We start from the raw sequence: 22,248 nt of genomic DNA, 5'->3' as shown, positions 1-22,248 counted from the left end.
TTTACTCTTGCTATTTTATTATACGAATTTATAGATAATATTTCTATTTTTTTACAGGTGGTATATAATTTCATTCTCATTATAACGAATTCTACAATAGAAAACAGAACGTATATTTGGTATAATCGAAATATACTATATGAAACGATGTACATGAGTTTGAGATTTATGAAAAAAGGTAAGTAATACATACGCTATAGGATTCAGTTCATGTTATACAAATCAATCGTTAGAAAGGAAAAGAAGTATGAATCAAATTTCATTCGAAGATTTATTTGAAGAAGAAAACAAACCAGAAAAGGTGGAGGTAGCTGAGACCCCTGTGCCTTTATCGCCCTTACAAAAGGATATTTTAGAATTAATTAATTCTGAAGAAATAAGTGCACTTGAGTTATGCGAACAATTAATACGAGCTGGTAAAATATCAGATGAGAGATTCACAACGAATAAGCCTAAAGCATATGGGCAAGTATGCTTACTATTAGAAGGTTTTGTTAAAGAAGGAAAGCTTATTTTTGTCAAAAGTGATGAGAAAAGAGATAGAGTATATAAATTGAATGAAGAAGATTCTAACGAATAAGATTCTAACGAATAAAATGTGTAAAGTATAGTAATGAAATAAGGAAGTCCTCATATTTGTGTTGAAAGATTATTTTCACATAAGCGTGGGGATTTTTTTTGAGGGAGGATGTATGAAAGATTGGGAGTATAATGAATTATTTCATGCAATTCGGGAGGCGTATGAAGAGTTATAAGATGAAGAGAGATGGTATCGATATGCTATAGCAAAACTAGCGGATGAATTTGATAATTTAGGAAAGATTGAAGGTGTTATAGTTGATACTGCCATAGGAGAAATTGCAGTCGATCATCATATAGTTTTTGTTGGGCGTATTGAAGGTATAACAAAGAGGCTAAGTATGTTTAACCCTCAAGAGGCAGAAGGAGAATTGACAGTAGAGGAAATAAAAGATTTATTGGGAAGAATAAATAATGTAATAGAAGGATTGAAAAATGTAAAGGTTGCTTATAAATCTTCGATTGAATAGTTCATGTTTCTGCAAATCTAGGAGACATAGTTAGACAAGAGAAAAGAAATATAGGAGGTGATGTTGTGGAGGAGAAAAATATAAATAAAAAAATAAGAAATGCTATTAAGCTTGGTGACATTAATGAAGTAAAACGTCTAATAGGTGATAATCCAAAATTTTATATTCGATGACACCATTTGGTACGTGGTTACATGTTGCAGCAAAGAAAGGACATATTGAAATTGTTCAGCATTTGATTAATAAAGGGATAGATATGAATGCTAGAAATATTTGAAGCACCATATGGAACAGTCCTTTTTTGGGTATATGAAGATAATGTACATGTTGGTTTTTACGATTTAGTGAAGGACTGTATGACAGATATAAATAAGATTTTAAATGTAATTTATTAAGGTCTCTTATAACTATTTTAGATGTGTAGTAATTAATTGAGGAAATTCAGAGGGATGGTGCGAGATGAATAAAGTAGAATGGAGATCACCAGATAAGCCTTTATTGCGAGAAAATGTAAAGAATGTGGAAAAAGAGTTGGGCATTCATTTTCCTTTAGATTATATAGAATGTGTAATGAAGAATAACGGAGCACATGTTAGCCCAGAAGTATTTGAAGTTGAGGGGAAGAGAAAAGTTTTTGGTACATTACTAACTTATGATATGGATGATGATGAAAATATTATTGAGGTATTCAATGACTACAATGGCACATTACCTAGTGCATTGGTGCCATTCGCATTTGATCCAGCAGGAAATTTAATCTGCTTTGATTATAAAAATCATAAAGAAGATCCAATTGTCGTCTTTTGGGAACATGAGGGGGCATGGGAAAAGGAAATATTGATGGAAAGTGAAGGGGTTACGGCTGAGGAAGCAGAGGAAGTAGCGAGAGAAAATGTATTTTTTGTAGCTAATAATTTTACGGAGCTTTTAAATAAGTTACATGATTAATAGTGGGAAAGGATTCAAACTTATCTGGCAGTGATAAATGAAAATAGTTACATAACCTTGTTCCTAATAAAGTGGAGATTAAAATGAAACCGAATTATTTTACAATCGCAATGTATCCGACTGTAGCATTTAACGAAGAAGAGATATTAAATCGTCTTCTAGATGTATTTGAGTCAAACGAAAAATCCGCTCCTACTCATTGGGGAAACTGTGAAACGATGCAGGTAGAATATAATCGCCAGGAAATCATAGAAAAAGTAATTTCGGAGCGTAGAGTATCTGAAGTTCACCTGTATCGTGATAAAACAGTGCATTATTAACTCTACATCAGTAGAGTTAATAAATTATTTAAATAAAAAACTGTTAATAAACAACGAGAATTAATGACGGGTTATATTCACTTAAGAATATAACCCTATTTATTAGAACCAGTAGTATATAAGGAGATTATCCCACGAGTTATTTGCAAATATTAGACGCTGTAAAAGAAAAAAATATTGACTTTTATATTATTATTGATGTTGTCCTCAATTTTCCTCATGTAGCACTTGAAAATCAGTAACAAGTGAAACGATTTTTCCTGCTTCATCGATTCCCCAATAGGAAGGATAAAATCCATCTCCATAACCTGAACGGAATATAATGATATTACTTCCTGTTTCCTCACAAACCACGCAATTTCCCCAATCTTCATCATGTTCTGTTAGTATGTCATCTATAAGATCATCATACAAACTAGTAAATTCTTCTCCTAGTTCTTGTTGTAACCTATCTTCTATTTCTTCTAACTTATCAATTGCTTCAACATCTGCAAAGCACCCTAAGCCTGTATCAACCGGGTAACCAAAAATATATCCGTCTTCCAGTTCACTGACATTTTGTTCTGGTTTTGTTGCCATCTTCCATCCTACCGCTTTTGAATCCGACAATTTCAATTCAGCACCAGCAATGACTCCATCTTCCTTATGCCACCAAGCAACAATTGAATATGTACCTGGCTGAATTGTTTGTTCGAAGTGATTTTTATTAAAAATAAGAGGATCACAAGCAACAATTTTACCTGAAGTAACTTTTAACTGTTCTAGTGCTTCGGAACGCAGGGCCTCACTATCCGGTTTAGATAATTCACGTAATAACTTTGACATAATGTTTCTCTCCCTTTCCTTTTAAAATATTTGTTGGTGCTGCCTCCCATATATTTTTACATGAGTTACATTTGTGTTCTGTGGTATTTCTAGCGCCTTTGTATGTTCCTATAACTTCGATATTATCGCCATGAACTTCTAAAACCTCTGCGGCATATCATACCCGCGTTTTCTAATAGTTCCTCAACATATTCTTCATGCGTTTTACGTTTTCGGATATATTGCTCCGTACAAGTGTAGATGGAACAAACCTTTATTCATTGAAAAATATAACAAATGAATTTGACTTTAAAATTAGAACCAGTTTTGAGGATGTAAATAATAATCCACCCGTTGATTATATTATTTTAAGGGTAAAAATGCATTAATTAAAAATTCAATAAAAGAAGATTAGACTAGATAGTCTTTCTAGATTAATCTTCTTATTTTATATTCTCAAGGGATATCCCACTTCACTGCGACTCATTGCAATATGTCTACTTCTGTGACACATTACACAATTGTACAGAGATAATGAAGTAATATGAAAAAAATATAAAGATTTAAATTTAATCCTATATATTTTTTATAAATTCTAAAAGTAAATCCCTTATTTTTGGTATGATTGACAGAGACTATTTAATTTCTTATGAATATTCTTGAAAAGGAAGTCATGCTGTATGAAATCAATAAATGTAAATGGGAATATATATTATATTGAATCTGTTCCTTTTGAAGATAAGAGTGAGCAGGATGAAGAAGGATACTACGAATATTTTTACAAAGGAGTCAATTTATCGTTTCACTCGGACAAAGAAATAATTAAAGCCCGAATTTATGACGACGAAGAAATAATATATTTCTTAAAAAATCCATTTCTTGCTTTTGGTAAAGGTTTTGAAGCTATAAAAGTATATATAATTAAAGAATATGATGTAAATAAATTTAAAATTCCAGGTAAAAAAAAGCCTATATAGAATTATAGCTATAATTCTATATAGGCGTTACCATGACCAATTATAATAAAACAGGAAAACTCACAAAGTACTTATGCCTGTGGGCTATGAAAGGAATGTATTCGAAATTGAGTAAATCAAGTGAAATAAGTAGATTTGAAAATAGATTCTCAGAAAATGTGATTGAAATAGCAGCTGTCACAGGGGCATTAGGAATCGGTGCATCAAAAGGCGGTGACAACATTTTGTGGACTGCGTCAATTGATTTGATTGCGTGGAAAGACTTACATAACAATGAAACGATTAGAAAAGAAGACATACGACTGGCATGGTTGGTTGATGATGCAGAATGGAGAAAATCAAAAGACATTTTGACAGCAAATACAGTTGTAGCATTACAGGTGCGCAAGTCAGAAAATTCATTGATGCTTGTTAAGGTTTTGGAAACACCATATAAAGATGATGAGTTGGAAATCATCTTACAAGATGCAATGAAACCGCTTTTTTATCATGATGAGATGTTGGGTGTGTTCGAACTCGATAAAAGAGTGAAAACTTTTGAAAAGAGAATATCTTGGGCTGGTGAAGAATGTCATTTATATTTTGATTGGAGTGAAGACAAACATATGATGAAGTCTGCACTGGAAACAGCACATGCACTTTTCAAAGAGCAAGATGAATGGAAAATGAAAATGAAAATGTACGCTGCAAAAGAACTGGTAGAGTTAGCAAATGAATGGCTACAAGATGATGATGAAGCAGAAATCGACGAAATTACAAAAGAAATGTTCATTAATTCCATCACATTAAGCAGCTTAAGCGTTTATTCAGAAGGTGATTTTGAAATATTCTTTTCGGATGGAGATATATTTTGGGGACATTCTATCATTGTAAGCGGAAATATTCATGAGGGGCTCTCTTCGGCTGAGATTGCAGGATAAAGTGAAACTTCCATCAGTGAGGATTTTTCTTCATCCTTACTGATGGATTATTTAAACCACTCAGGCACTTACTGCCCAAAAGTAGCGCGATAAATTGTTATAGTTTTTGATTATTAGGCGTTTTCTTCTCGTCTATCTCTTCTCTTATTAAGTGAGAACTCCAAACCTCTTTAATAATTAATGAAATTTAAGGTTTACATATACGATGGAACTTGCATAGATGTTTTAAATAATCCCTTAGTATCTGATATGGATACGTTATTTGATAGTTGGCTATCTACAATGAAATATTTAGAATCAGCACAAGCAATGGCTATACCAAGTTTTGAGGAGGATCGGAGGGGTGTATCCTTTTCTCCAAATGTTTCTGGGAAGGATTATCTAAAAAATTAAAAGAAACGAGGTCGTAATTAGACTGGAATTTACATAAAACCTTAGATGATGCAATTAGTTATTTCGGATAAACGTGATGTGATTTGTTAGGAGGTGAAGTTAAATGAGAAATGACTTAACATGGCTAGTACCGGATGAGACAGTTTCAGCAGAATATATAAACAATGTGGGAAAAGAGATAGGGTATATATTTCCAAGTGACTATGTAGAATGTGCTACAAATAATAATGGTTCAGCTGTATTACCTTATAAATTTGAAATAGATACGATAACAAAGGTATTTGGAATTTTGCTTTCTTATGATGTAGATAGTAGTGAATATATCGTTAAAGTATATAACCAGTATATTTCTACTCTGCCAAATGAATTGGTGCCATTCGCATTTGATCCAGCAGGAAATTTAATTTGCTTTGATTATAAAAATCATAAAGAAGATCCAATTGTCGTCTTTTGGGAACATGAGGGAGCATGGGAAAAGGAAGCATTGATGGAAAGTGAAGGGATTATGGAAGAAGCAGCAGAGGAAAGAGCAAGAGAAAATGTATTCTATATTGCTAATAATTTTACGGAGTTTTTAAATAAGTTACATGATTAATAATATTATTCATATGAAATGGTTCGTATAAATGTAAGCAGCAATAAAAGGAGAGAGAATGATGGACTTAGAGCATTTAAAAAAAGTTAGTATGGAGAAGTTTCTAATCATACAATTGAAACTCTTAAGTCTAACTTAAGGGATAGTGCAACAGAGAAAGAATCCTTTATTTTAATTAATGAATTGTTAAAGCTTGGTGATTTCTCTGTAAAGAGGTTACTAATCGAACTTATGAATAGTACTCGAGATGAGCTTGTTTTGAATTTATGCACTAGACTATTTTGTTCAGCAGCTACTCACGATGATTTATTAGAAACGAATAATTTGAAATTCCTTTCAAGTGCTTCAGAGGATGGAGTTCATAATTTTGTAGTAAGTGCTGGTGAAACTCTTTCATATCATGTAGTACCATATTTTTTAGCGTTACTAGAAGAGTGGGAAGATACCTTTGTTGAAAAAGCTATAAGAAATGAACTTTCATGGATGCTTGGAATTGAGGACGAGTATTATGAAGTATCGTTAGAAGAATTTAATGAAGTTTATTCTGATTTTATCGAAAATAACGATACGCAAGAATACTATTATCGTAATAGACTATCTTTTCCTGGAGATTTGGCAAAGGAGTTAGTTTCGGAAGTTATGAGTTTTTTAAGAGATAGAACTACTTATAATGTTGTTACTATACCTTCCGTTTTATCAATTTGGAGTGGAATCAAATGTCCAATTCAGTACGATACGATAATAACAGATGAAAAAAATAGAGAGTTGATGTCATATATCGATGTTCTAACAAAGAAAGAATGGAAGATTGGTAAAAAGTATTTTTATGGATATGTAGTCGTATAAGAAAACGATATATGTGATGAATATAAAACCATTCTATCGCACTCTGTTAAGTGTTGATGGAAGTTAACAATAAGCAGGGACACCTTAGTAATAAGTGCGAGAGGAATGACAGATAAATGAGAGTGAACAATTCAGTTTTTGGAGAGATTGAATATAATTATGCTTGGGCTAAGTGTATGCCTATAACTTTTATAGGCAATGTAACTGAGATTGATTTGATGATAGATGGTGAAGAAGATGGAGTGTTTGATGAAGGGCAGTATGTAGCATATCAATCATTAATAAAAAATTGGGAAGAGGTACAAATAAGTTTATTACATTCTATATTAGATTATTACAAACAAAGGCGATGTGAATTAGGATATGATGTTGGAATGCAAGAAAATTATCCATTAATTGAAACAAATGATCAAATACTAGAGATGATTAGTTTAGATGGTATTGTTGTTCCGTATGCAGATATTATGGAGGGAAAAGAGGTTGGAATTACATTTAATTGTACGTGGGATATAGAAAATGGTGTAGGAGTTCGTTTATTAAATGAAAAGGTAATGGAAGTAGGTTATCAGGATATTATTTTTTAATATAAGTTAAAAGTAAATGAGGGGATATATAACCTGAATGAAAAAGGTGTCAATCTTTATCAAATTGACACCCAGATACGAATCTGTTTAACATCTTACATACTTACGCTTAAAACCAAGTCTTCCTCTATCAAGTTCTTTCTGAATACTTTCAGAAGCATTTAACAAACTGCTTTTTTTATTATTACGTTTGACTTCAACTATACCAACTTCTTTTGCAATCTCGACTGCTTTTTCGTGTAGTGGTACATATGAAATTGCCACGGTGTTTAGGAAATTATTCATAGCGGATTTTGTTCGTTCTGGAGAATGATGAATTGTATCTTTCACCATTTCAAGCATATCGGAAATTTTACTTTCGGAAAACTCATTGTCTTTGCGATTTCCTAAAAGCCAACAGTAGCAACTCCATCCGGCAGACATTTTAAGCTCGTCCCCACTTGCAATCCATTTATCAGCAACATCTTGTGCAATATTTGACTCCGATAAAGTTACTGCCACTACATAATCGGATAGCATATAAAAATATGCCCCGTCTATCCAGCGATCAAAATCAGACTCACTCATAGCTTTTGGATCGGCAATAATACCTGCAAAGTACATAGCATCGTAGTTGCCTGTGGCATAAAGTTCTTCAGCTAATTCTTGATTTAATTTTATTTTTTTAGCGATTGGTTTCATAGCACCTGTAGCTACTCCGAATACTGGCTCATGTGCACCGTTAGATATGTATATTTTTTTCGTTCGTTCCTTACCTAGAGCTTCAAGTTCTTGCATAACTGTTTTAAAATCCATAGTTGTGCAACTTCCTTTCATCATGTAAAAGCCTTTTTAAGCTTTTCATATTTCATATGTTAATACTAATTGTATTCAAGAGGTATGTCTACTTTCTAAAAGTATCGAAACCGGTTAGTAATTTTGAAGCTTTTGATTTTGTGACTGCTACAAGCTATCTATAGTTAGAAGCAAAGTATAGTAGAATAAAAAATACATTTGTATAGTTTTTCCAGTGAATATTTGGTATGATGGTGAATGGGAAAAATATACAAGTTGTTAGTGGTTCATAAAAGGGGGATTGAATTGAAAAGAACACCTGAATTCGTATTAGGTTTAATTGGTGGCATTTTGGGAATTATTATTTCCATAATATTAATAGTTGTAGCGTTTAATATTATGGAAGGTGTTGATTACGAACTTTTAGCTTATTACTCTATTATTTTAACGGTTCAAATAGGATTGTTCATTTTATCGTGTTTAGTAAACAAGGTTAATAATAAAGTTTATGGAGTTTGTATGATTGTGATTCCTATAGTTATGTTGTTTATGTCATTATTCTTTTTACTTATTCCGACAATTTTACAAATTATATCTGGTTCATTTGCATTTAGGACATTAAAGTTAGAATCTAATGTAAGCTAAATATGATTATCAACGTCTGAATATTCGGTTTTTTAAACATTTTCGTTTGCAGTTCAAATTAACATAAAGTACAAAGTTGTACGCTTTAGGAGGAGAAATAGATGATTATTTGGTCTGGTTGGGGTTTTTTAGTCGCAATTATTGTAATTATTAATACTCTTTTGGGTAAGGCTATCTTTGGATCTATAACGGGGGACGCTACATATTTTCAAGACCATAGTTGGCCAATGGCGGTAATGTTTATTATATCAGGGGTTATGTCTTGGTATTTAGGTAAATATATTAATAAGCCAGATGGGAAAGTTTATATAGATGCCGAAACTGGTGAAAAAGTTATGTTTAACAAAAAGCACTCATTATTTTTTATAAAAATGGAATATTGGGGACCGATTCTAGGAGTTATTGCGATTGTAACTTTAATTACAAGATAAAAAAAGAGGATGGGTATAGCAAGAGTAATCTATTCAAGTAGAAGGAGAAATCAGTCATGAATGCAAAGAAACTACTAGGGGTAGCAGTTCCGGTCATGTTGTTATTTGGTTGTGGAGTTTCTGAGAAAACGAACACTTCTAAACAGGAGAAAACGGAAGAGTCTAAAGTAAAAGAATCGAAGTCTAATAGTAAGAAAGAAAAAGTTTCAAAGGAAGACTATCCTAATAAAGTGTATAAATTAGGAGTAGAGTTTGATAAGTTGTTTGCGGAGCATAACAATATTACAAGAGAGGTTTTTGACGGTAAGAAAAAGAAATCAGATATAGTAGATAGTGTGAAAGAATTAAATAAAGTGTTAGATAAATTTGAGTCAATAGATCCCCCTACAGAGTATGTAAATCAACAAAAGGATTTTGAAAAAGCAATTGGTTATTTTAGAGAGTCTTTTTCTTTAATAAATGAAGTATTCACCCGAAAAGAAAAAAGAGAAAAAGGCGATAAGACTGATAAAGAGTTAATGGAGAAATCCGAAAAGTTAGTGAAAGAAGGAGATATTTACTGGCTTAAGGCATTCAAAGATCTTGAAGGGGATATTAAAATCGGTGACGGTACAGTATCTGTGAAAGATTTGAAAGAGTTAGATAAGAAAGCTGGAATTAATACGGATAACGTTATGAAGAATGTGAAAGATAGTACGGAATTAATCGGTAATTGGGGATTCAAAGGAACAGACGGTTTCATTATGTCACTTATTCTAAAAGGTGATAAGACATTTGAAACGTATGGTAAAGGTGAGTATCCAAATAAAAAGAATTATATTGAAGGCACTTGGGAATATGATAAGGAAGCTTTTACAATCTATTTACATCTCAATAAACGTTTAGTAGACGGTGTAGAAGATACAATTCAAAAAAAGAAAATAGCATATAAAGTTCAAGATTATGATGGGGAAAACTTGCAATTATTTAATGAGACGTCATTTCATACAATTAAGTATGTGAAGCAAAGTTAAAGTTATGTAGGACTAGGTTTAAATGGCCTAGTCCTTCATTAAAGTGCGAGTATGTAAAGAATATGTTATCTTTCGTTCTGTTTACTTAATATCATGTTATTCTTTAATAGAGTAATAAATGGAGTTTTGCATTAAATATATGAGGTTGGTTACAAATGATAAAGAAATTTACTAGATTCGTATTAATAGTGGTTATCCCAATCAGTCTTATTACAGGTTGTGGGACTGCTGAAAAAACTGAAGCACAAAAGCCGAAAGTGGTACAAACGGAGAAAAAGGACTATATGGATTACTCATATGGTAGCAAAGGTATATTAGTAAGTGGCAAAGCGAAAGAACGGCAACAATACGAGATTGGATATATGGATGATAATAAATTAATTGGGATTGATGAAAATATTGAAGACTGCATTATTTTAGATAATAAAGATGAAGCAGGTCTCATTTGGAAACAAATAGAGCGAGGATCTATTATTGAAGTGCAATACGGTAAGGATCGCAATGATATCGTAGGCGTGCAATTCGTAGGAGATCGTGAGTCATATGAAATTAGTGATAAGTTTGATCGGAATACGATAAATGAGATTGTTGAAAACGTTAAAGGGAATTTGTAATAGATGTATTTCGATAGTATAGGATCTCTTATTATGAAATTGTATGTCAGTTATTTGTCTAAGTTTAAATTGATTATTTTGACGGTATTTGTAATTAGTTGTAAAATAATGTTTGTTGATGAATTTTATAAAAAGTATGTTAGATGAAATTCATCTGTAGGGATGACATATAAATATTTTCTTAATGGATATAAAATATGGTAATTTAAATATATAAATAAAAAGAAAATATATTGGGAGTACATAGTAGATTCATATTTTTAAAAATTAATGTGACAATAAAGGGAGGTTGAGATACATACACGGTGGGAGTGTGTATGTATTTATTATAATAATGAATAAGACAATCAAACAACAAGTAATCGCACTATCAACAAGTCTAGTGATTTTAGGGAGCGCACCTTTATCAGCATCAGCAGAAGAGATCAACAAATCTCAAACTGATCAACTTAATATTGCCCAAGGAGAACACGGAACGAGCGGATTAAATTATTCTAATTTCAAGTTGGAAGTTCCTGATCATGTACAAATTAACGAAGCAGAAGTATCTGAAAATGAAAAAATGCTTTTAGAAGAATATAAGCATAAACATGATGAAACAGAAGAATTAAACAAAATGCAAGATGCTAAGAAGGGACAAGTAGCAGAAAAGGAAGCTATTTCAAACATTGAAAAGGCATTTGAATCTGTAGATGGTCGAAATGATGGATCTGATCGTCAAATGAAACCTGTTGCAAAGCCAAGAAGTATTCAATATAGTGCACAGAGTACGAAGAAATATGGAACACTTGCAGGAGTTCCATTTGTGGAGTGGATTGTTCCAGCAGGAAATCCTGATATTCGTCCTGCGAATCCGATGAAAGCACGTTACATTACAATCCATGAGACCGCAAATACAGCCGCTGGTGCGAATGCTGAAAATCATGCGAAATATTTATACAAGCAAGCAACTGAAGGCACTTTCCGAACAGCTTCATGGCATTTTACTGTAGATGATAAACAAATTTATCAACACTTACCAACAAACGAAAATGGTTGGCATGCAGGAGATGGAGATGGTTCAGGAAACAGGGAGTCTATCGGTATCGAGATTGCGGTTAACCAAGACGGTGATTACAATAAAGCGTTAGAAAATGCAAAACGACTTGCAGGTTATTTAATGAACAAAGAAGGAATTGGTGCAGATCATATTTACAAGCATCAACAATGGAGCGGGAAAAAATGTCCTGACATTTTAATTTCACGTGGTAATTGGGCTGGTTTCGTACAAGGAATTCAGTGGTATGCAAATATAAATGCGCAGATTGATACGCCTTTACAAGATAAAAATGACTCATTTAATCCAAATGAAAATAATCCAGCTGAACCTAGCATGGAACTAGTGGTAAATGGTAGTGGCATCAATGTACGTAGTGATGCGGGTATTGAACATCGTGTTGTACGTAAAGCTTCAAACGGAGATCGTTACAAAGTATTAGCCGTTAAAAATGGTTGGTATAAAGTAGGTAATGGAGAATGGATTTTCTATGACCCAAGTTGGATTAAAATTAACTACAATGTACCAAAGGAAGAAGTACAAAAGCCTAAGGAAGAAGTACAAAAACCAAAAGATGATATTACAGGTGGCTGGTTTGAAGGGCATATTCGTAAATTAAACAGTCTAGGTATTATGCAAGGCGAAGGCAATGGTGTATTTGCTCCATATCGAAATGTAACGAGAGCGGAGTTTGCGAAATTAATCTCGAATGCTCTTAAACTACCAGAGGGAAATAAGTCATTTGTAGATGTTAATGAGGCACATCCATCACTTCATGACGGTATTAAACGTTGTGCAAGTGCAGGAATTATTAATGGTCGTGGTGAAGGGATTTTTGATCCTAACTCACCAATTACTCGTGAAGAAGTATCTATTATGATTGACAAAGCATTACGATATAAAGGAATTACAGGTGAGTTAGTAGCATTACCATTTACAGATAAGCATTTAATAACATACAAAGAATCGGTTCAACGATTATACAGTCTAAAGGTAGTTAATGGTATTGGAAATAATGAGTTTGATCCTCGAGGCACAGCAACTCGTGGTCAGGCGGCTGCCTTTATTGTGAAGATGTTAGATTCAATGCAAAAATAAAAGGAAACTTTAATCAGTGAGGGCCACTCGCATTGCAATCAAGCAGTTTATTCACCAAATTTTGAAATGAGAGTTTTACTGCCCACAAATAGCAGAAGAAATTGTATGTAGAAGCTGACATTGGTAGAAGTAAAAAAATAAGAAGAATTTGAAAGGAGCTATCCAAAATAATAATTTGGAATAGCTCCTATTTAGTAGGAAGAACAAATTGTATTTGATAGATTGTAATGTAGAATGCCCTTCCAAGCCCCTTATAAGCCCCTACCAAGTAATAAATCACTAAGAAAAAACAAAAACAAAAACAACTACAAGAACAAAACAAGCGCGAAAAAATGAAACCGGCGTTGTAGTAGTAAAAAAATTGTAATTCGAATGCCAAAACCATTCCCGCATGCCTATCTTTATAATGAAGGATTAAAATTTTCCTATTTACTAGCAAAGAGTGGAGGGAAACATATGGCAGTATACCGTAATGTGCAGGTGAACTTTTGGCAAGATGAATTCATATTAGATTTAACGCCAGAGGAGCGTTATTTTTACATATATTTGTTAACTGGTACGAAAACGAAGCAATGTGGTATTTATATATTACCGAAGCGTGTGGCAGAGCTTGAAACAGGTTATAGTATGGAGACTGTTGAGAAGTTGCTAAACAGGTTTGTTGAGTATGGAAAGATTTTATATGATACGGAAACGAAAGAGGTATTCATAATAAATTGGTTACACTATAACCCTATTTCAAATACGAATGTGGAGAAGTGCGTATTACGTGAGTTAAAGACTATAAAAAGTAATGAGTTCATACATATATTTTTACGTAAATGCCTTGAAGAAGAATACAAGATTCCATTATTATTGCAGCATTTTGGTATGCCAAAAGAAGAGGATAATAGTAGTTCACAAGTAGTTATTGAAGAGAAAGAAGAAGCGGAAGAGATAGAGGTGGAAACCATAGAAGAGGACGTTCCAAATAGTGAAGTTTATAAGTTTTATGAACAAAATATTAGTAGTTTATCCCCATATATTGTGAAGGAATTGAAGAATTGGATACAAAGACTTTCTGGAGAGAAAGTGTTAGAGGCACTTAAAATTGCGTTTGAAAATAATAAGAAAACGTTAGCTTATGTGAAGGGGATTTTGAGGAATTGGTGTAAGAAAGGACGAGTAGATTTTAGTGAAGGAATGCATAGGAGAGAAGTATTTGGTTCGTATGATCCATAGTTTGGATAAGGATTTTTTCTAGTCTAAAAGGTTCTTTTACTATAGAAGCGAATAGTGTGAGAAAGGGGTGGTTATATGGAAGTCGTTATAAAGAAGAAACGAAAAAGGGGAAAAAGAATTTTTATTTGGGCTAGTAGTATCGTTCTTTTGTTAGTTATTTTCGCTGCGATTTTTTTGAACATATATACGCTGAAATCTATGCCAAAGATAGATGGAACGATAAAGCTAGAGGATTTACAACAAGCTGTTACGGTGAAGCGTGATAGTAAAGGTGTACCGCATATTAAATCGGAAAATGCACATGATTTATATTTTTCACAAGGATATGTGCAAGCGCAAGATCGTTTGTTTCAAATGGATTTAAGTAGAAGACAAGCGTCTGGTATGTTAAGTGAAGTTGTTGGGGAAGCAGCTGTTGATCGAGATAAATTGTTTCGAACACTCGGTTTACGGCGAGCTGCCGAAGCTTCAGTTAGTCAATATGATGGAGAAGCGAAATATGCCCTGCAGTCATTTGCTGATGGGGTGAACGCTTTTATACGTGAGGCGAAAGAGGAAAAGAAATTACCAGTTGAGTTTACTATATTAGGTTATGAACCTGCTGAGTGGTCAATTGTTGATACTTTAACGATCGGGAAGTATATGGCGTTTGACTTAGGAGGACATTGGCACGGACAGGCATTTCGATATTGGGCGCTGAAAAATCTTCCGAAAGAGCAAGCGAATGAGCTATTTCCTGCATATCCGAAAGATGCTCCTAGATTGCTAGCTGAACTGAAAAATACAAATGTGGACGTAGCACAAAGTTTTTCAAAAACGATAATTCCGCCGGAGTTTAACGGTAGTAATAACTGGGTTGTGAGCGGTGAGAAGAGTGCGTCAGGTAAGCCAATTTTAGCAGCTGATCCTCATTTATCTCTTGCGACCCCTTCTATTTGGTATCAAACGAGCCTTGAAATGAAAGGTTTAAATGTGAGTGGCGTTATTTTCGCTGGAGTACCAGGTGTTATATTAGGACACAATGACAAAATAGCGTGGGGTGTTACGAATACAGGGCCTGATGTGCAAGATTTATATATTGAGAAGAGAAATCCTAATAATGAAAATGAATTTCTGTATAACGATAAATGGGAAAAAGCTACCGTTGTAGACGAGTCTATTAAAGTAAAAGGCGGGAAGACAATTCCTTATAACGTTACGATTACGAGGCATGGACCAGTAATTTCAGAGTTTGCGGATAAGGGGAAGGAGAAAACGAAAACAGTATTCTCTTTAAAGTGGACAGCTTTAGAACCGTCAGCTGAGTTAAAAGCTGTATTAAATATGAACAAAGCAAAAGACTGGAATGAGTTTGAAACCGCTCTTCAAGATTTTCATACACCAACCCAAAACTTTGTGTTTGCATCAAACGACGGCACAATTGCTTATAAAGCGAATGGAAATATACCAGTGCGTAAAAAAGGTGATGGTAGCTTACCTGTTCCAGGATGGACAGATGAATATGAATGGGAAGGGTATATCCCGTTTGATCAACTTCCAAAAGTAATTAATCCAAAACAAGGGTTTATTTCAACTGCGAATAATAAAATTGTTGATGATGATTATCCGTATCATATTAGCAATACGTGGGCGCAGCCATATAGGCAAATGCGTATTCAAGAATTTTTGCAAGAGAAGGAAAAGTATACGGTGAAAGATTTAGAAGAGTTACAGATGGATCAAAAGAATTTATATGGGAAAGAGTTTACTCCTATATTTTTAAAAGAGTTAAATAAAGCATCTTTAAATGAGGTAGAGAAAGAAGGCGTAGACCAATTAACAAAGTGGAATTTTTACGATAGTAAAGATGAAGCGGCACCATTAATATTCCATTTGTTAATGAAAGAGATTTCAAATACGTTATTTTCAAAAGAAATACCGAAAGATGTACTGGAGTTATTTGAAGGGAAGTCACAAGTTGTTGATGAATTGATTCGAAAAGAAGTAGCGGGAGAAAATAGCGTTTGGTTTACGAAGTACGGAGGTTTCACAAAAGTTGTGCATACATCGTACGAGAATGTAATGAAGAAATTGCAGAAGGAATATGGACCCGATGTTGGAGAGTGGAAGTGGAGCGATTACCATCAACTCGCTTTTACACATCCCATTTCGAAATCATCGAGTATGTTAGCATTACTCGCTTTTAATCGTGAGAAGCCAGTTCCAATTGGTGGGAGCCAAGTTACCGTGCAAGCAGCGAGTTACGGCGAAAACGGCATTGTAAATCACGGGGCGTCTTGGAGATTCATTATTGATACGAAAGATATGTCAAACGGTTATCATATCGTAGGGCCAGGACAGTCGGGCCATTTTAGAAGCGATTGGTATCATGATCAAATAGATGATTGGGTAAATGGCACGTATCATACGACTACATTGAATACGGAGGGGATAGAGGGGAAGGTATTAACTTTGCAGCCGAAGTGATAGTAAGTTCTTATTTGCAGATGGCCCAGCTTTATGAGGTAATACTCCTTCGGCTAATGAAAGTTTTGCTTTATACAAGAGACTCTTACGATTGTAAGAGTCTCTTTATTATGATAATGGATAAAATATCCTTTTTGTAAAGAAGCGACAAGTTTTGACAAAATATTATACAGAGACTTGTTATAATACCTTTTGGAATATTATGTTTATTAAACGGAGGATGAAGTAGTGTACAACAAGGAAAATTTCTTAATAGTTGCAGTGAAATCGAATAGGGGGATTTAATATGAGCGTTAAAGTAATAAGGGCAACAGGGATGATGGGCGGAGCAGCAAGAGTTGCTGTAAAGGTAGATAACGAAGTAGTAATGAAACTTGAGAATAACGAAGAATATACGCTTCCTTTTGAATTAGATGAAGCGAATATTAAAGTAAAACAATTCTTTTTTGGAAGTAAAGAAAAGAAAGTAAAGGATGGCGATGTAGTAGAAATTAAGATAAATAGTATTGCTATGCTATTACTGATGGTGTCAATGATGGCTGTTTTATTTGGTTCGTCAATTGGTATAAATATTGTTGTTTTTGGTGTGATAGGAGCTTTAGTTACATTAGTATACGGATTGAATAACTGGTTTCGTTTAGAGGTTAAATAATTATTGTATATATATTTATTTCAGTTGATTTACTATACATGGGATGAAAATATTTTTAAGTGGGAAATGGGGAGAATCAGTATGAAGAAAATGGTTGTAATATCTAGTTTGGCGCTAATAGTAGGTTTAACAACTGGTTGTAGCAGTGAAAAAACAAGTGGACCTAAAACAGTATCTGTAAAAAAAGAAAAAGAGTTAGTAGCGAAAGATATTTTTAAAAAAGCAGCTGACGGATTAAAACAAGAGGAATATCTTACATTGACATCTCTTATGTCAATGAAGGGGAGCGGCCAATCAGAAGAAATTAAAATGAAAATACAAATGGAGCCGAAACTGAAGAATTCTAGAGCTGAAATGAAAATAAGTGGTACAGATATTGTAACGTATGAAGTAGATGGAAAGGTCGCTGCTCAAGTGAAAAACCCTGATACAGGAGAGTTAGTTACGATACCTAATGATCAATTTAATGTAAATGATGTAATGGTCAGTAAAAATTTACTTAATGAGTTAGATTTACCAGAAGCTTTGGCAAAGAAAATGAAGGCAAAGAAAGATGGAGACACATATAAACTTACACTTGAATTAAAGGGAAAAGAAGCGGTAGATACGTTACAAAAAATTAATGGAGATATGAAAAAATTAACGGAAGGATTTAATATGGATGCGTTTAACATTGAATATATAATAACAAAAGATTATAAATTTGAAGAGATGCGAACAACTATAAAAGTGAGTGAAAGTAACTCAGATAAAAAAGCTAGTACAGATAAGGAAAAATTGGATGCAGTTGTGAGTATAAAGATTGATTCATATGAAAAGTTTGATTCAATTAAGTTACCAGAAGGGATTCAATAATTTCAATCGTAAAAGGATAAAAAGGAGCGGAAATCTGCTCCTTTTTTATTTTTCCTACTATTTTTAGAAGATTTATATGAATATAGTTGAACGAAACTTCATTTTTTTTCTGGAATAAATGTGAAACGTTGTATAAAATAATCAAGAAAGCCAAAAATTATAGGGGGAAAGTTGTGAAGAAAAATAAGAGTTTAATAAGTTTTTTAGGAGTGTTTATTATGTTGTTTTCTTTTTGTTTTCAAGGAAATGTACAGGCAGATGTAAATACTGTTCAATCTGGAAAAATCAAATCAGGAAACGTAACAGTATGGGAAGTTGGAAATGTAGCGAAAGTATTAGCGGATGTGGAGCGCTTAAATTTAAATACAGTAAATGTACCGATTCAAGTAGATATCCCAAATGTGACTTCTACTAACATGGTAATTAATCAAGCGCAAAAGCAACAAGCTATTATTTTAATTCAAGAATTATTAAAGCGTAATATTCAAGTTATAGTGGAACCGTTCCCGTATATTCAGCAGGGGAATGTTGGAGAGACAGAATGGAACCCAAGTAACATTAATGATTTCTTCTGGAATTGGAAGACGGTTATTCTGCAAGATATTTTTAATTCCATTACAAGTAAATACAATGTGTATGGACTAAAGATTGCTTCTAATTTCGTGAATATGGAGTATGCAGAAGGATACTGGAGCGATACAATTGATTTTGTTCGTAATCAGTATAAAGGAAATATTTTGTATCAAATGAACTGGTGGTTAACAGCAAGCTGGGACTCTTCTTATGAAGAGAAGTTTATAGAGAAAATAAACCGTCCGTATTTAAAGAAGGTAGATATTGTTAGTATCGATAGTTGGTTTGAAGTTTCTGGAAAAAGAAATCCGTCATATGAAGAAGTGAAGCAAAGTTTATTTGCGACGACAGTATATAATCGTGGGCAAAATGTTGTTCAGCAATTGGAACAATTACATAATGCAACAGGAAAGCCAGTTTACTTCGGTGGATTTAACGTTCCAGCACGTGAACTTGGATTACAAAATCCATGGAATCCAGATGTTTCAAATGTGTTTTCGAAAGATGTACAATTAAATGGATGGCGTGCTTACCGCGATGTATTAGAACCGAAACCATATTTTAAAGGTTTTTCAATTTGGTTTATTGGCTCTAATGATAGTACACATCCGTATCAAATACATAGTAAAGAAGCAGAGGCAGTTATTAGCGGGTGGTACCGAAAATAATTTTTATAAAATAGGTAAGTTTTAAAGTTTACTACATATATTTCTAGTGAAAGGCCTTTCACCATCTTATCACCTAGGGGGCAATCATAATGAAATTTTTGTCTTACCTTACAGTAATATTGGTGATTCTTGGCGGTTTGAATTGGTTATTGGTAGCGTTAGATTACAATGTAGTTGAGAAATGGTTTGGTTCTATGCCGGCGCTTGTGGACACTATTTATTGGCTCATTGGTCTTTCTGCTATTTATCAAATTTTTGATCGGTTCTTTACGAACGACTAGCTATTATTCTTTCATTATTAGAGTGTTAAGTACGATTATGTACTTAACACTTTTTTATATGTCCATAAAAAAGTCTGCACTTGCAAGCGATTCCATCGCGTCTTGCGCCCTAATAATAGAAAACAAATTGACCGTATATTATATTTTAGGTTATAATTCAGAAAGTTTAAAAATATCCAAATAAAAAATAGGGAGGTTATGAAGGTAATGGAGAGAGTCTATAATTTTTCAGCAGGACCATCAATACTCCCTTTGCCAGTTTTAGAGAAAGTGCAAAAGGAGCTATTAAATTATAACGGGACAGGCATGTCTATTATGGAAATGAGTCATCGATCTTCTTATTTTCAAAGTATTATAGAGGAAGCGAGTAACTTACTTCGTGAATTAATGAGCATCCCTGATGAGTATGAAGTTTTATTTTTACAAGGCGGTGCGTCATTACAATTCTCTATGATACCACTGAACTTAATGAATACGTATAAAAAAGCTGGATACGTACTAACTGGCTCATGGTCTAAAAAGGCACTGCAAGAAGCCGAAAAAGTTGGGGAAGTACAAGTGATTGCTTCTTCCGAGCAAGAGAAGTTTACTACGATTCCTAAACTGGACGGTTTACTAAGCGATGAAAAACTAGATTATGTACATATTACAACGAATAATACAATTGAAGGGACAAAATATGTGGGAATTCCACATGTAGAAAGAGTGCCGCTCGTTGCGGATATGTCTTCAAATATTTTGTCAGAACAATATGATGTTTCGAAGTTTGGTCTTATATATGCGGGGGCGCAAAAGAATTTAGGACCTGCGGGCTTAACGATTGCGATTATAAAAAGAGATTTAATCGGGGGAGCAGATCGCTCTTGTCCGACAATGTTAAATTATGAAACTTACAGTAAAAATAACTCCTTATATAATACACCGCCATCCTTTAGTATTTACGTAACAAAACTTGTACTAGAGTGGTTGAAAGAGCAAGGCGGAGTATCTGCGATTGAAGAACAAAATAGAATGAAATCTTCACTTATTTATCATTTTTTAGATGAATCTAAATTGTTTACTTCACCAGTTGATCCTGCGTATCGATCACTTATGAACATTCCGTTTACAACACCGTCAGAAGAACTTAACAATGAGTTTTTACAAAAAGCGAAGGAACGCGGCCTTGTTACGTTAAAAGGACATCGATCAGTCGGTGGTATGCGCGCTAGTATTTACAATGCGATGCCAGTACAAGGCGTACAGCAATTAGTAAATTATATGAAGGAATTTGAGCTTGAGAATAGATAGGGAGATGGGGATATGTTTCGTGTTCAAACGTTAAATCAAATTGCAGAAAAAGGTTTGCAAGTTTTTACTGAAGAACGTTATGAAGTAGGAGATAGAATCAATCATCCAGATGGAATTTTGCTTCGTAGCTACTCTTTACATCAAGAAGAGTTTTCAAAAGACTTAAAGGCGATTGCAAGAGCTGGCGCTGGTGTAAATAATATTCCTGTCGAGCGATGTACAGAAAAAGGAATTGTAGTATTTAACACGCCGGGGGCAAATGCAAACGCTGTAAAGGAACTCATTATTGCCAGTCTTATTATGTCTTCACGCAACATTATTAATGGTGTAAGTTGGACGAAAAACTTAGAGGGTGAAGAAGTACCACAGCTTGTTGAATCAGGAAAAAAACAATTTGTTGGATCAGAAATTGCAGGGAAACGTCTAGGTGTTATCGGACTTGGCGCAATCGGTGCTTTAGTTGCGAACGATGCGTTAGCGTTAGGCATGGATGTTATCGGATATGATCCTTATATTTCAGTTGAAACAGCTTGGCGTCTTTCTACACATGTGCAAAGAGCATTTAGCCTAGATGAAATTTTTGCAACATGTGATTATATTACACTGCATATTCCTCTTACGAATCAAACGAAGGGGATTATTGGGGAACACGCTGTAGAGAAGATGAAAAGAGGGATGCGTCTATTTAATTTCTCTAGAGGAGAACTTGTAGATGAAAAGGTTCTTCAAACAGCATTAGAAGAAGATATTATTACACATTACGTAACGGACTTCCCGAATGAAAATGTAATAAAGATGAAAAATGTAACAGCGACGCCTCACCTTGGTGCATCTACGTCTGAATCGGAAGAAAATTGTGCAGTAATGGCAGCACGTCAATTACGTGAATATTTAGAGACAGGAAATATTCGTAATTCAGTAAATTATCCAAACGTAGAATTGCCGTATATCGGAAAGAAACGAATTACAATTATGCATCAAAACGTCCCGAATATGGTAGGGCAAATTACAGGATGCTTAGCGGAACATCATATTAATATTGCCGATATGATTAATCGTAGTAAACATTCTTGGGCATACACAATGATTGATATCGATAACGGAATTGATGATATAATAAAAGAGAATATTGTAGAAAATATAAGCAAAATTACAGGTGTTGTAGCCGTTCGAATGATTGTGTAAAGGAGAGAGG

The 22,248-nt window shown here is 33.8% G+C and carries 22 protein-coding genes and 5 pseudogenes; 25 read left to right on the top strand and 2 right to left on the bottom strand.

Annotation, left to right across the window (positions count from 1 at the left end):
• Positions 1 to 247: 247 nt before the first annotated feature.
• From NST90_RS15180 to NST90_RS15155, 6 genes and pseudogenes are all read left to right on the top strand, one after another.
• Positions 248 to 580 carry a DUF3895 domain-containing protein gene (locus NST90_RS15180; RefSeq protein ID WP_001071920.1) on the top strand — a complete coding sequence of 111 codons (333 nt, stop codon included), beginning with the start codon at positions 248 to 250 and terminating at the stop codon, positions 578 to 580.
• Between the two features lie 112 nt (positions 581 to 692).
• Positions 693 to 1,049, top strand: a pseudogene (locus NST90_RS15175) (Imm3 family immunity protein).
• A 65-nt stretch (positions 1,050 to 1,114) separates the two neighbouring features.
• Positions 1,115 to 1,311 (top strand): annotated as a pseudogene (locus NST90_RS15170) (ankyrin repeat domain-containing protein); the annotation flags it as partial.
• Positions 1,310 to 1,444, top strand: a complete 135-nt coding sequence (locus tag NST90_RS15165) for a hypothetical protein (protein ID WP_002024463.1) — start codon at positions 1,310 to 1,312, stop codon at positions 1,442 to 1,444. The pseudogene NST90_RS15170 and the gene NST90_RS15165, both read left to right, overlap by 2 nt.
• A gap of 64 nt (positions 1,445 to 1,508) precedes the next feature.
• Entirely contained in the window at positions 1,509 to 1,997 is a 489-nt protein-coding gene (locus NST90_RS15160) for an SMI1/KNR4 family protein (protein ID WP_001044975.1), read from the top strand.
• A gap of 83 nt (positions 1,998 to 2,080) precedes the next feature.
• Positions 2,081 to 2,314 (top strand): annotated as a pseudogene (locus tag NST90_RS15155) (hypothetical protein); the annotation flags it as partial.
• A 210-nt stretch (positions 2,315 to 2,524) separates the two neighbouring features.
• Here the strand turns inward: NST90_RS15155 and NST90_RS15150 are convergent.
• Positions 2,525 to 3,142: a DUF4241 domain-containing protein gene (locus tag NST90_RS15150; RefSeq protein ID WP_098955627.1), complete on the bottom strand. Its 618-nt coding sequence runs from the start codon at positions 3,140 to 3,142 to the stop codon at positions 2,525 to 2,527.
• A 659-nt stretch (positions 3,143 to 3,801) separates the two neighbouring features.
• Here NST90_RS15150 and NST90_RS15145 point away from each other — a divergent pair.
• The 6 genes and pseudogenes from NST90_RS15145 (at position 3,802) to NST90_RS15120 (ending at position 7,436) form a co-directional block, all read left to right on the top strand.
• Positions 3,802 to 4,098 (top strand): hypothetical protein, encoded by a 297-nt coding sequence (locus NST90_RS15145; RefSeq protein WP_139366580.1) that lies wholly within the window; start codon positions 3,802 to 3,804, stop codon positions 4,096 to 4,098.
• 86 nt (positions 4,099 to 4,184) lie between these two features.
• Positions 4,185 to 5,018 (top strand): DUF2262 domain-containing protein, encoded by an 834-nt coding sequence (locus NST90_RS15140; RefSeq protein ID WP_004406083.1) that lies wholly within the window; start codon positions 4,185 to 4,187, stop codon positions 5,016 to 5,018.
• 201 nt (positions 5,019 to 5,219) lie between these two features.
• A pseudogene (locus NST90_RS15135) lies at positions 5,220 to 5,411 on the top strand (hypothetical protein); the annotation flags it as partial.
• Positions 5,412 to 5,514: 103 nt separating this feature from the next.
• Positions 5,515 to 6,006: an SMI1/KNR4 family protein gene (locus NST90_RS15130; protein ID WP_098955626.1), complete on the top strand. Its 492-nt coding sequence runs from the start codon at positions 5,515 to 5,517 to the stop codon at positions 6,004 to 6,006.
• A 61-nt stretch (positions 6,007 to 6,067) separates the two neighbouring features.
• Positions 6,068 to 6,852: pseudogene (gene imm47, locus NST90_RS15125) on the top strand (Imm47 family immunity protein).
• A 116-nt stretch (positions 6,853 to 6,968) separates the two neighbouring features.
• Entirely contained in the window at positions 6,969 to 7,436 is a 468-nt protein-coding gene (locus NST90_RS15120) for a DUF2004 domain-containing protein (RefSeq protein ID WP_001265696.1), read from the top strand.
• A gap of 87 nt (positions 7,437 to 7,523) precedes the next feature.
• Here NST90_RS15120 and NST90_RS15115 read toward each other — a convergent pair whose 3' ends face one another.
• Positions 7,524 to 8,231: a DNA alkylation repair protein gene (locus NST90_RS15115; RefSeq protein WP_283748149.1), complete on the bottom strand. Its 708-nt coding sequence runs from the start codon at positions 8,229 to 8,231 to the stop codon at positions 7,524 to 7,526.
• Positions 8,232 to 8,516: 285 nt separating this feature from the next.
• Here NST90_RS15115 and NST90_RS15110 point away from each other — a divergent pair, with 285 nt between their 5' ends.
• The 13 genes from NST90_RS15110 (at position 8,517) to NST90_RS15050 (ending at position 22,238) form a co-directional block, all read left to right on the top strand.
• Positions 8,517 to 8,855 carry a DUF4064 domain-containing protein gene (locus NST90_RS15110; protein ID WP_000831724.1) on the top strand — a complete coding sequence of 113 codons (339 nt, stop codon included), beginning with the start codon at positions 8,517 to 8,519 and terminating at the stop codon, positions 8,853 to 8,855.
• Positions 8,856 to 8,956: 101 nt separating this feature from the next.
• Positions 8,957 to 9,286 (top strand): hypothetical protein, encoded by a 330-nt coding sequence (locus tag NST90_RS15105; protein ID WP_000587853.1) that lies wholly within the window; start codon positions 8,957 to 8,959, stop codon positions 9,284 to 9,286.
• A 56-nt stretch (positions 9,287 to 9,342) separates the two neighbouring features.
• Entirely contained in the window at positions 9,343 to 10,299 is a 957-nt protein-coding gene (locus NST90_RS15100) for a DUF3994 domain-containing protein (RefSeq protein ID WP_063264119.1), read from the top strand.
• 155 nt (positions 10,300 to 10,454) lie between these two features.
• On the top strand, positions 10,455 to 10,913 hold the full coding sequence (locus tag NST90_RS15095; RefSeq protein ID WP_000591626.1) for a hypothetical protein: 459 nt from the start codon (positions 10,455 to 10,457) through the stop codon (positions 10,911 to 10,913).
• Positions 10,914 to 11,247: 334 nt separating this feature from the next.
• Complete coding sequence (locus NST90_RS15090) at positions 11,248 to 13,047, top strand: S-layer homology domain-containing protein (RefSeq protein ID WP_283748264.1); 1,800 nt, start codon at positions 11,248 to 11,250, stop codon at positions 13,045 to 13,047.
• Between the two features lie 372 nt (positions 13,048 to 13,419).
• Positions 13,420 to 14,268, top strand: coding sequence for a DnaD domain protein (locus NST90_RS15085; protein ID WP_002041481.1), 849 nt, complete (start codon positions 13,420 to 13,422; stop codon positions 14,266 to 14,268).
• Positions 14,269 to 14,343: 75 nt separating this feature from the next.
• Positions 14,344 to 16,734 carry a penicillin acylase family protein gene (locus tag NST90_RS15080; RefSeq protein ID WP_283748150.1) on the top strand — a complete coding sequence of 797 codons (2,391 nt, stop codon included), beginning with the start codon at positions 14,344 to 14,346 and terminating at the stop codon, positions 16,732 to 16,734.
• Positions 16,735 to 17,020: 286 nt separating this feature from the next.
• The gene (locus tag NST90_RS15075; RefSeq protein ID WP_000114231.1) at positions 17,021 to 17,386 is read left to right on the top strand and encodes a hypothetical protein; all 366 of its coding nucleotides are present in this window, start codon (positions 17,021 to 17,023) and stop codon (positions 17,384 to 17,386) included.
• Positions 17,387 to 17,467: 81 nt separating this feature from the next.
• Positions 17,468 to 18,241 (top strand): DUF6612 family protein, encoded by a 774-nt coding sequence (locus NST90_RS15070; RefSeq protein WP_000738991.1) that lies wholly within the window; start codon positions 17,468 to 17,470, stop codon positions 18,239 to 18,241.
• Positions 18,242 to 18,414: 173 nt separating this feature from the next.
• Positions 18,415 to 19,482: a hypothetical protein gene (locus NST90_RS15065; RefSeq protein ID WP_044307392.1), complete on the top strand. Its 1,068-nt coding sequence runs from the start codon at positions 18,415 to 18,417 to the stop codon at positions 19,480 to 19,482.
• A gap of 89 nt (positions 19,483 to 19,571) precedes the next feature.
• Positions 19,572 to 19,763, top strand: a complete 192-nt coding sequence (locus NST90_RS15060; protein ID WP_000670805.1) for a DUF378 domain-containing protein — start codon at positions 19,572 to 19,574, stop codon at positions 19,761 to 19,763.
• 207 nt (positions 19,764 to 19,970) lie between these two features.
• Entirely contained in the window at positions 19,971 to 21,053 is a 1,083-nt protein-coding gene (gene serC, locus NST90_RS15055; RefSeq protein WP_044307393.1) for a 3-phosphoserine/phosphohydroxythreonine transaminase, read from the top strand.
• Between the two features lie 12 nt (positions 21,054 to 21,065).
• The gene (locus tag NST90_RS15050; protein WP_000490230.1) at positions 21,066 to 22,238 is read left to right on the top strand and encodes a 3-phosphoglycerate dehydrogenase family protein; all 1,173 of its coding nucleotides are present in this window, start codon (positions 21,066 to 21,068) and stop codon (positions 22,236 to 22,238) included.
• The last annotated feature ends 10 nt before the right edge of the window (positions 22,239 to 22,248 follow it).

The organism is Bacillus sp. FSL E2-8900 (genome assembly GCF_037966225.1).
Taxonomy (GTDB): domain Bacteria; phylum Bacillota; class Bacilli; order Bacillales; family Bacillaceae_G; genus Bacillus_A; species Bacillus_A cereus.
This window is presented reverse-complemented; position numbering and strand designations above follow the sequence as displayed.

What these genes read in the sequence shown, in the direction of transcription:
- NST90_RS15145 (WP_139366580.1), top strand. Translation starts at nt 3,802, where the DNA reads ATGAAATCAATAAATGTAAATGGGAATATATATTATATTGAATCTGTT.
- NST90_RS15120 (WP_001265696.1), top strand. Translation starts at nt 6,969, where the DNA reads ATGAGAGTGAACAATTCAGTTTTTGGAGAGATTGAATATAATTATGCT.
- NST90_RS15085 (WP_002041481.1), top strand. Translation starts at nt 13,420, where the DNA reads ATGCCAAAACCATTCCCGCATGCCTATCTTTATAATGAAGGATTAAAA.
- NST90_RS15070 (WP_000738991.1), top strand. Translation starts at nt 17,468, where the DNA reads ATGAAGAAAATGGTTGTAATATCTAGTTTGGCGCTAATAGTAGGTTTA.
- NST90_RS15090 (WP_283748264.1), top strand. Translation starts at nt 11,248, where the DNA reads ATGAATAAGACAATCAAACAACAAGTAATCGCACTATCAACAAGTCTA.
- NST90_RS15140 (WP_004406083.1), top strand. Translation starts at nt 4,185, where the DNA reads ATGAAAGGAATGTATTCGAAATTGAGTAAATCAAGTGAAATAAGTAGA.
- NST90_RS15060 (WP_000670805.1), top strand. Translation starts at nt 19,572, where the DNA reads ATGAAATTTTTGTCTTACCTTACAGTAATATTGGTGATTCTTGGCGGT.
- serC (WP_044307393.1), top strand. Translation starts at nt 19,971, where the DNA reads ATGGAGAGAGTCTATAATTTTTCAGCAGGACCATCAATACTCCCTTTG.
- NST90_RS15080 (WP_283748150.1), top strand. Translation starts at nt 14,344, where the DNA reads ATGGAAGTCGTTATAAAGAAGAAACGAAAAAGGGGAAAAAGAATTTTT.
- NST90_RS15095 (WP_000591626.1), top strand. Translation starts at nt 10,455, where the DNA reads ATGATAAAGAAATTTACTAGATTCGTATTAATAGTGGTTATCCCAATC.
- NST90_RS15180 (WP_001071920.1), top strand. Translation starts at nt 248, where the DNA reads ATGAATCAAATTTCATTCGAAGATTTATTTGAAGAAGAAAACAAACCA.
- NST90_RS15115 (WP_283748149.1), bottom strand. Translation starts at nt 8,231, where the DNA reads ATGGATTTTAAAACAGTTATGCAAGAACTTGAAGCTCTAGGTAAGGAA.
- NST90_RS15050 (WP_000490230.1), top strand. Translation starts at nt 21,066, where the DNA reads ATGTTTCGTGTTCAAACGTTAAATCAAATTGCAGAAAAAGGTTTGCAA.
- NST90_RS15150 (WP_098955627.1), bottom strand. Translation starts at nt 3,142, where the DNA reads ATGTCAAAGTTATTACGTGAATTATCTAAACCGGATAGTGAGGCCCTG.
- NST90_RS15105 (WP_000587853.1), top strand. Translation starts at nt 8,957, where the DNA reads ATGATTATTTGGTCTGGTTGGGGTTTTTTAGTCGCAATTATTGTAATT.
- NST90_RS15160 (WP_001044975.1), top strand. Translation starts at nt 1,509, where the DNA reads ATGAATAAAGTAGAATGGAGATCACCAGATAAGCCTTTATTGCGAGAA.
- NST90_RS15165 (WP_002024463.1), top strand. Translation starts at nt 1,310, where the DNA reads ATGCTAGAAATATTTGAAGCACCATATGGAACAGTCCTTTTTTGGGTA.
- NST90_RS15075 (WP_000114231.1), top strand. Translation starts at nt 17,021, where the DNA reads ATGAGCGTTAAAGTAATAAGGGCAACAGGGATGATGGGCGGAGCAGCA.
- NST90_RS15130 (WP_098955626.1), top strand. Translation starts at nt 5,515, where the DNA reads ATGAGAAATGACTTAACATGGCTAGTACCGGATGAGACAGTTTCAGCA.
- NST90_RS15100 (WP_063264119.1), top strand. Translation starts at nt 9,343, where the DNA reads ATGAATGCAAAGAAACTACTAGGGGTAGCAGTTCCGGTCATGTTGTTA.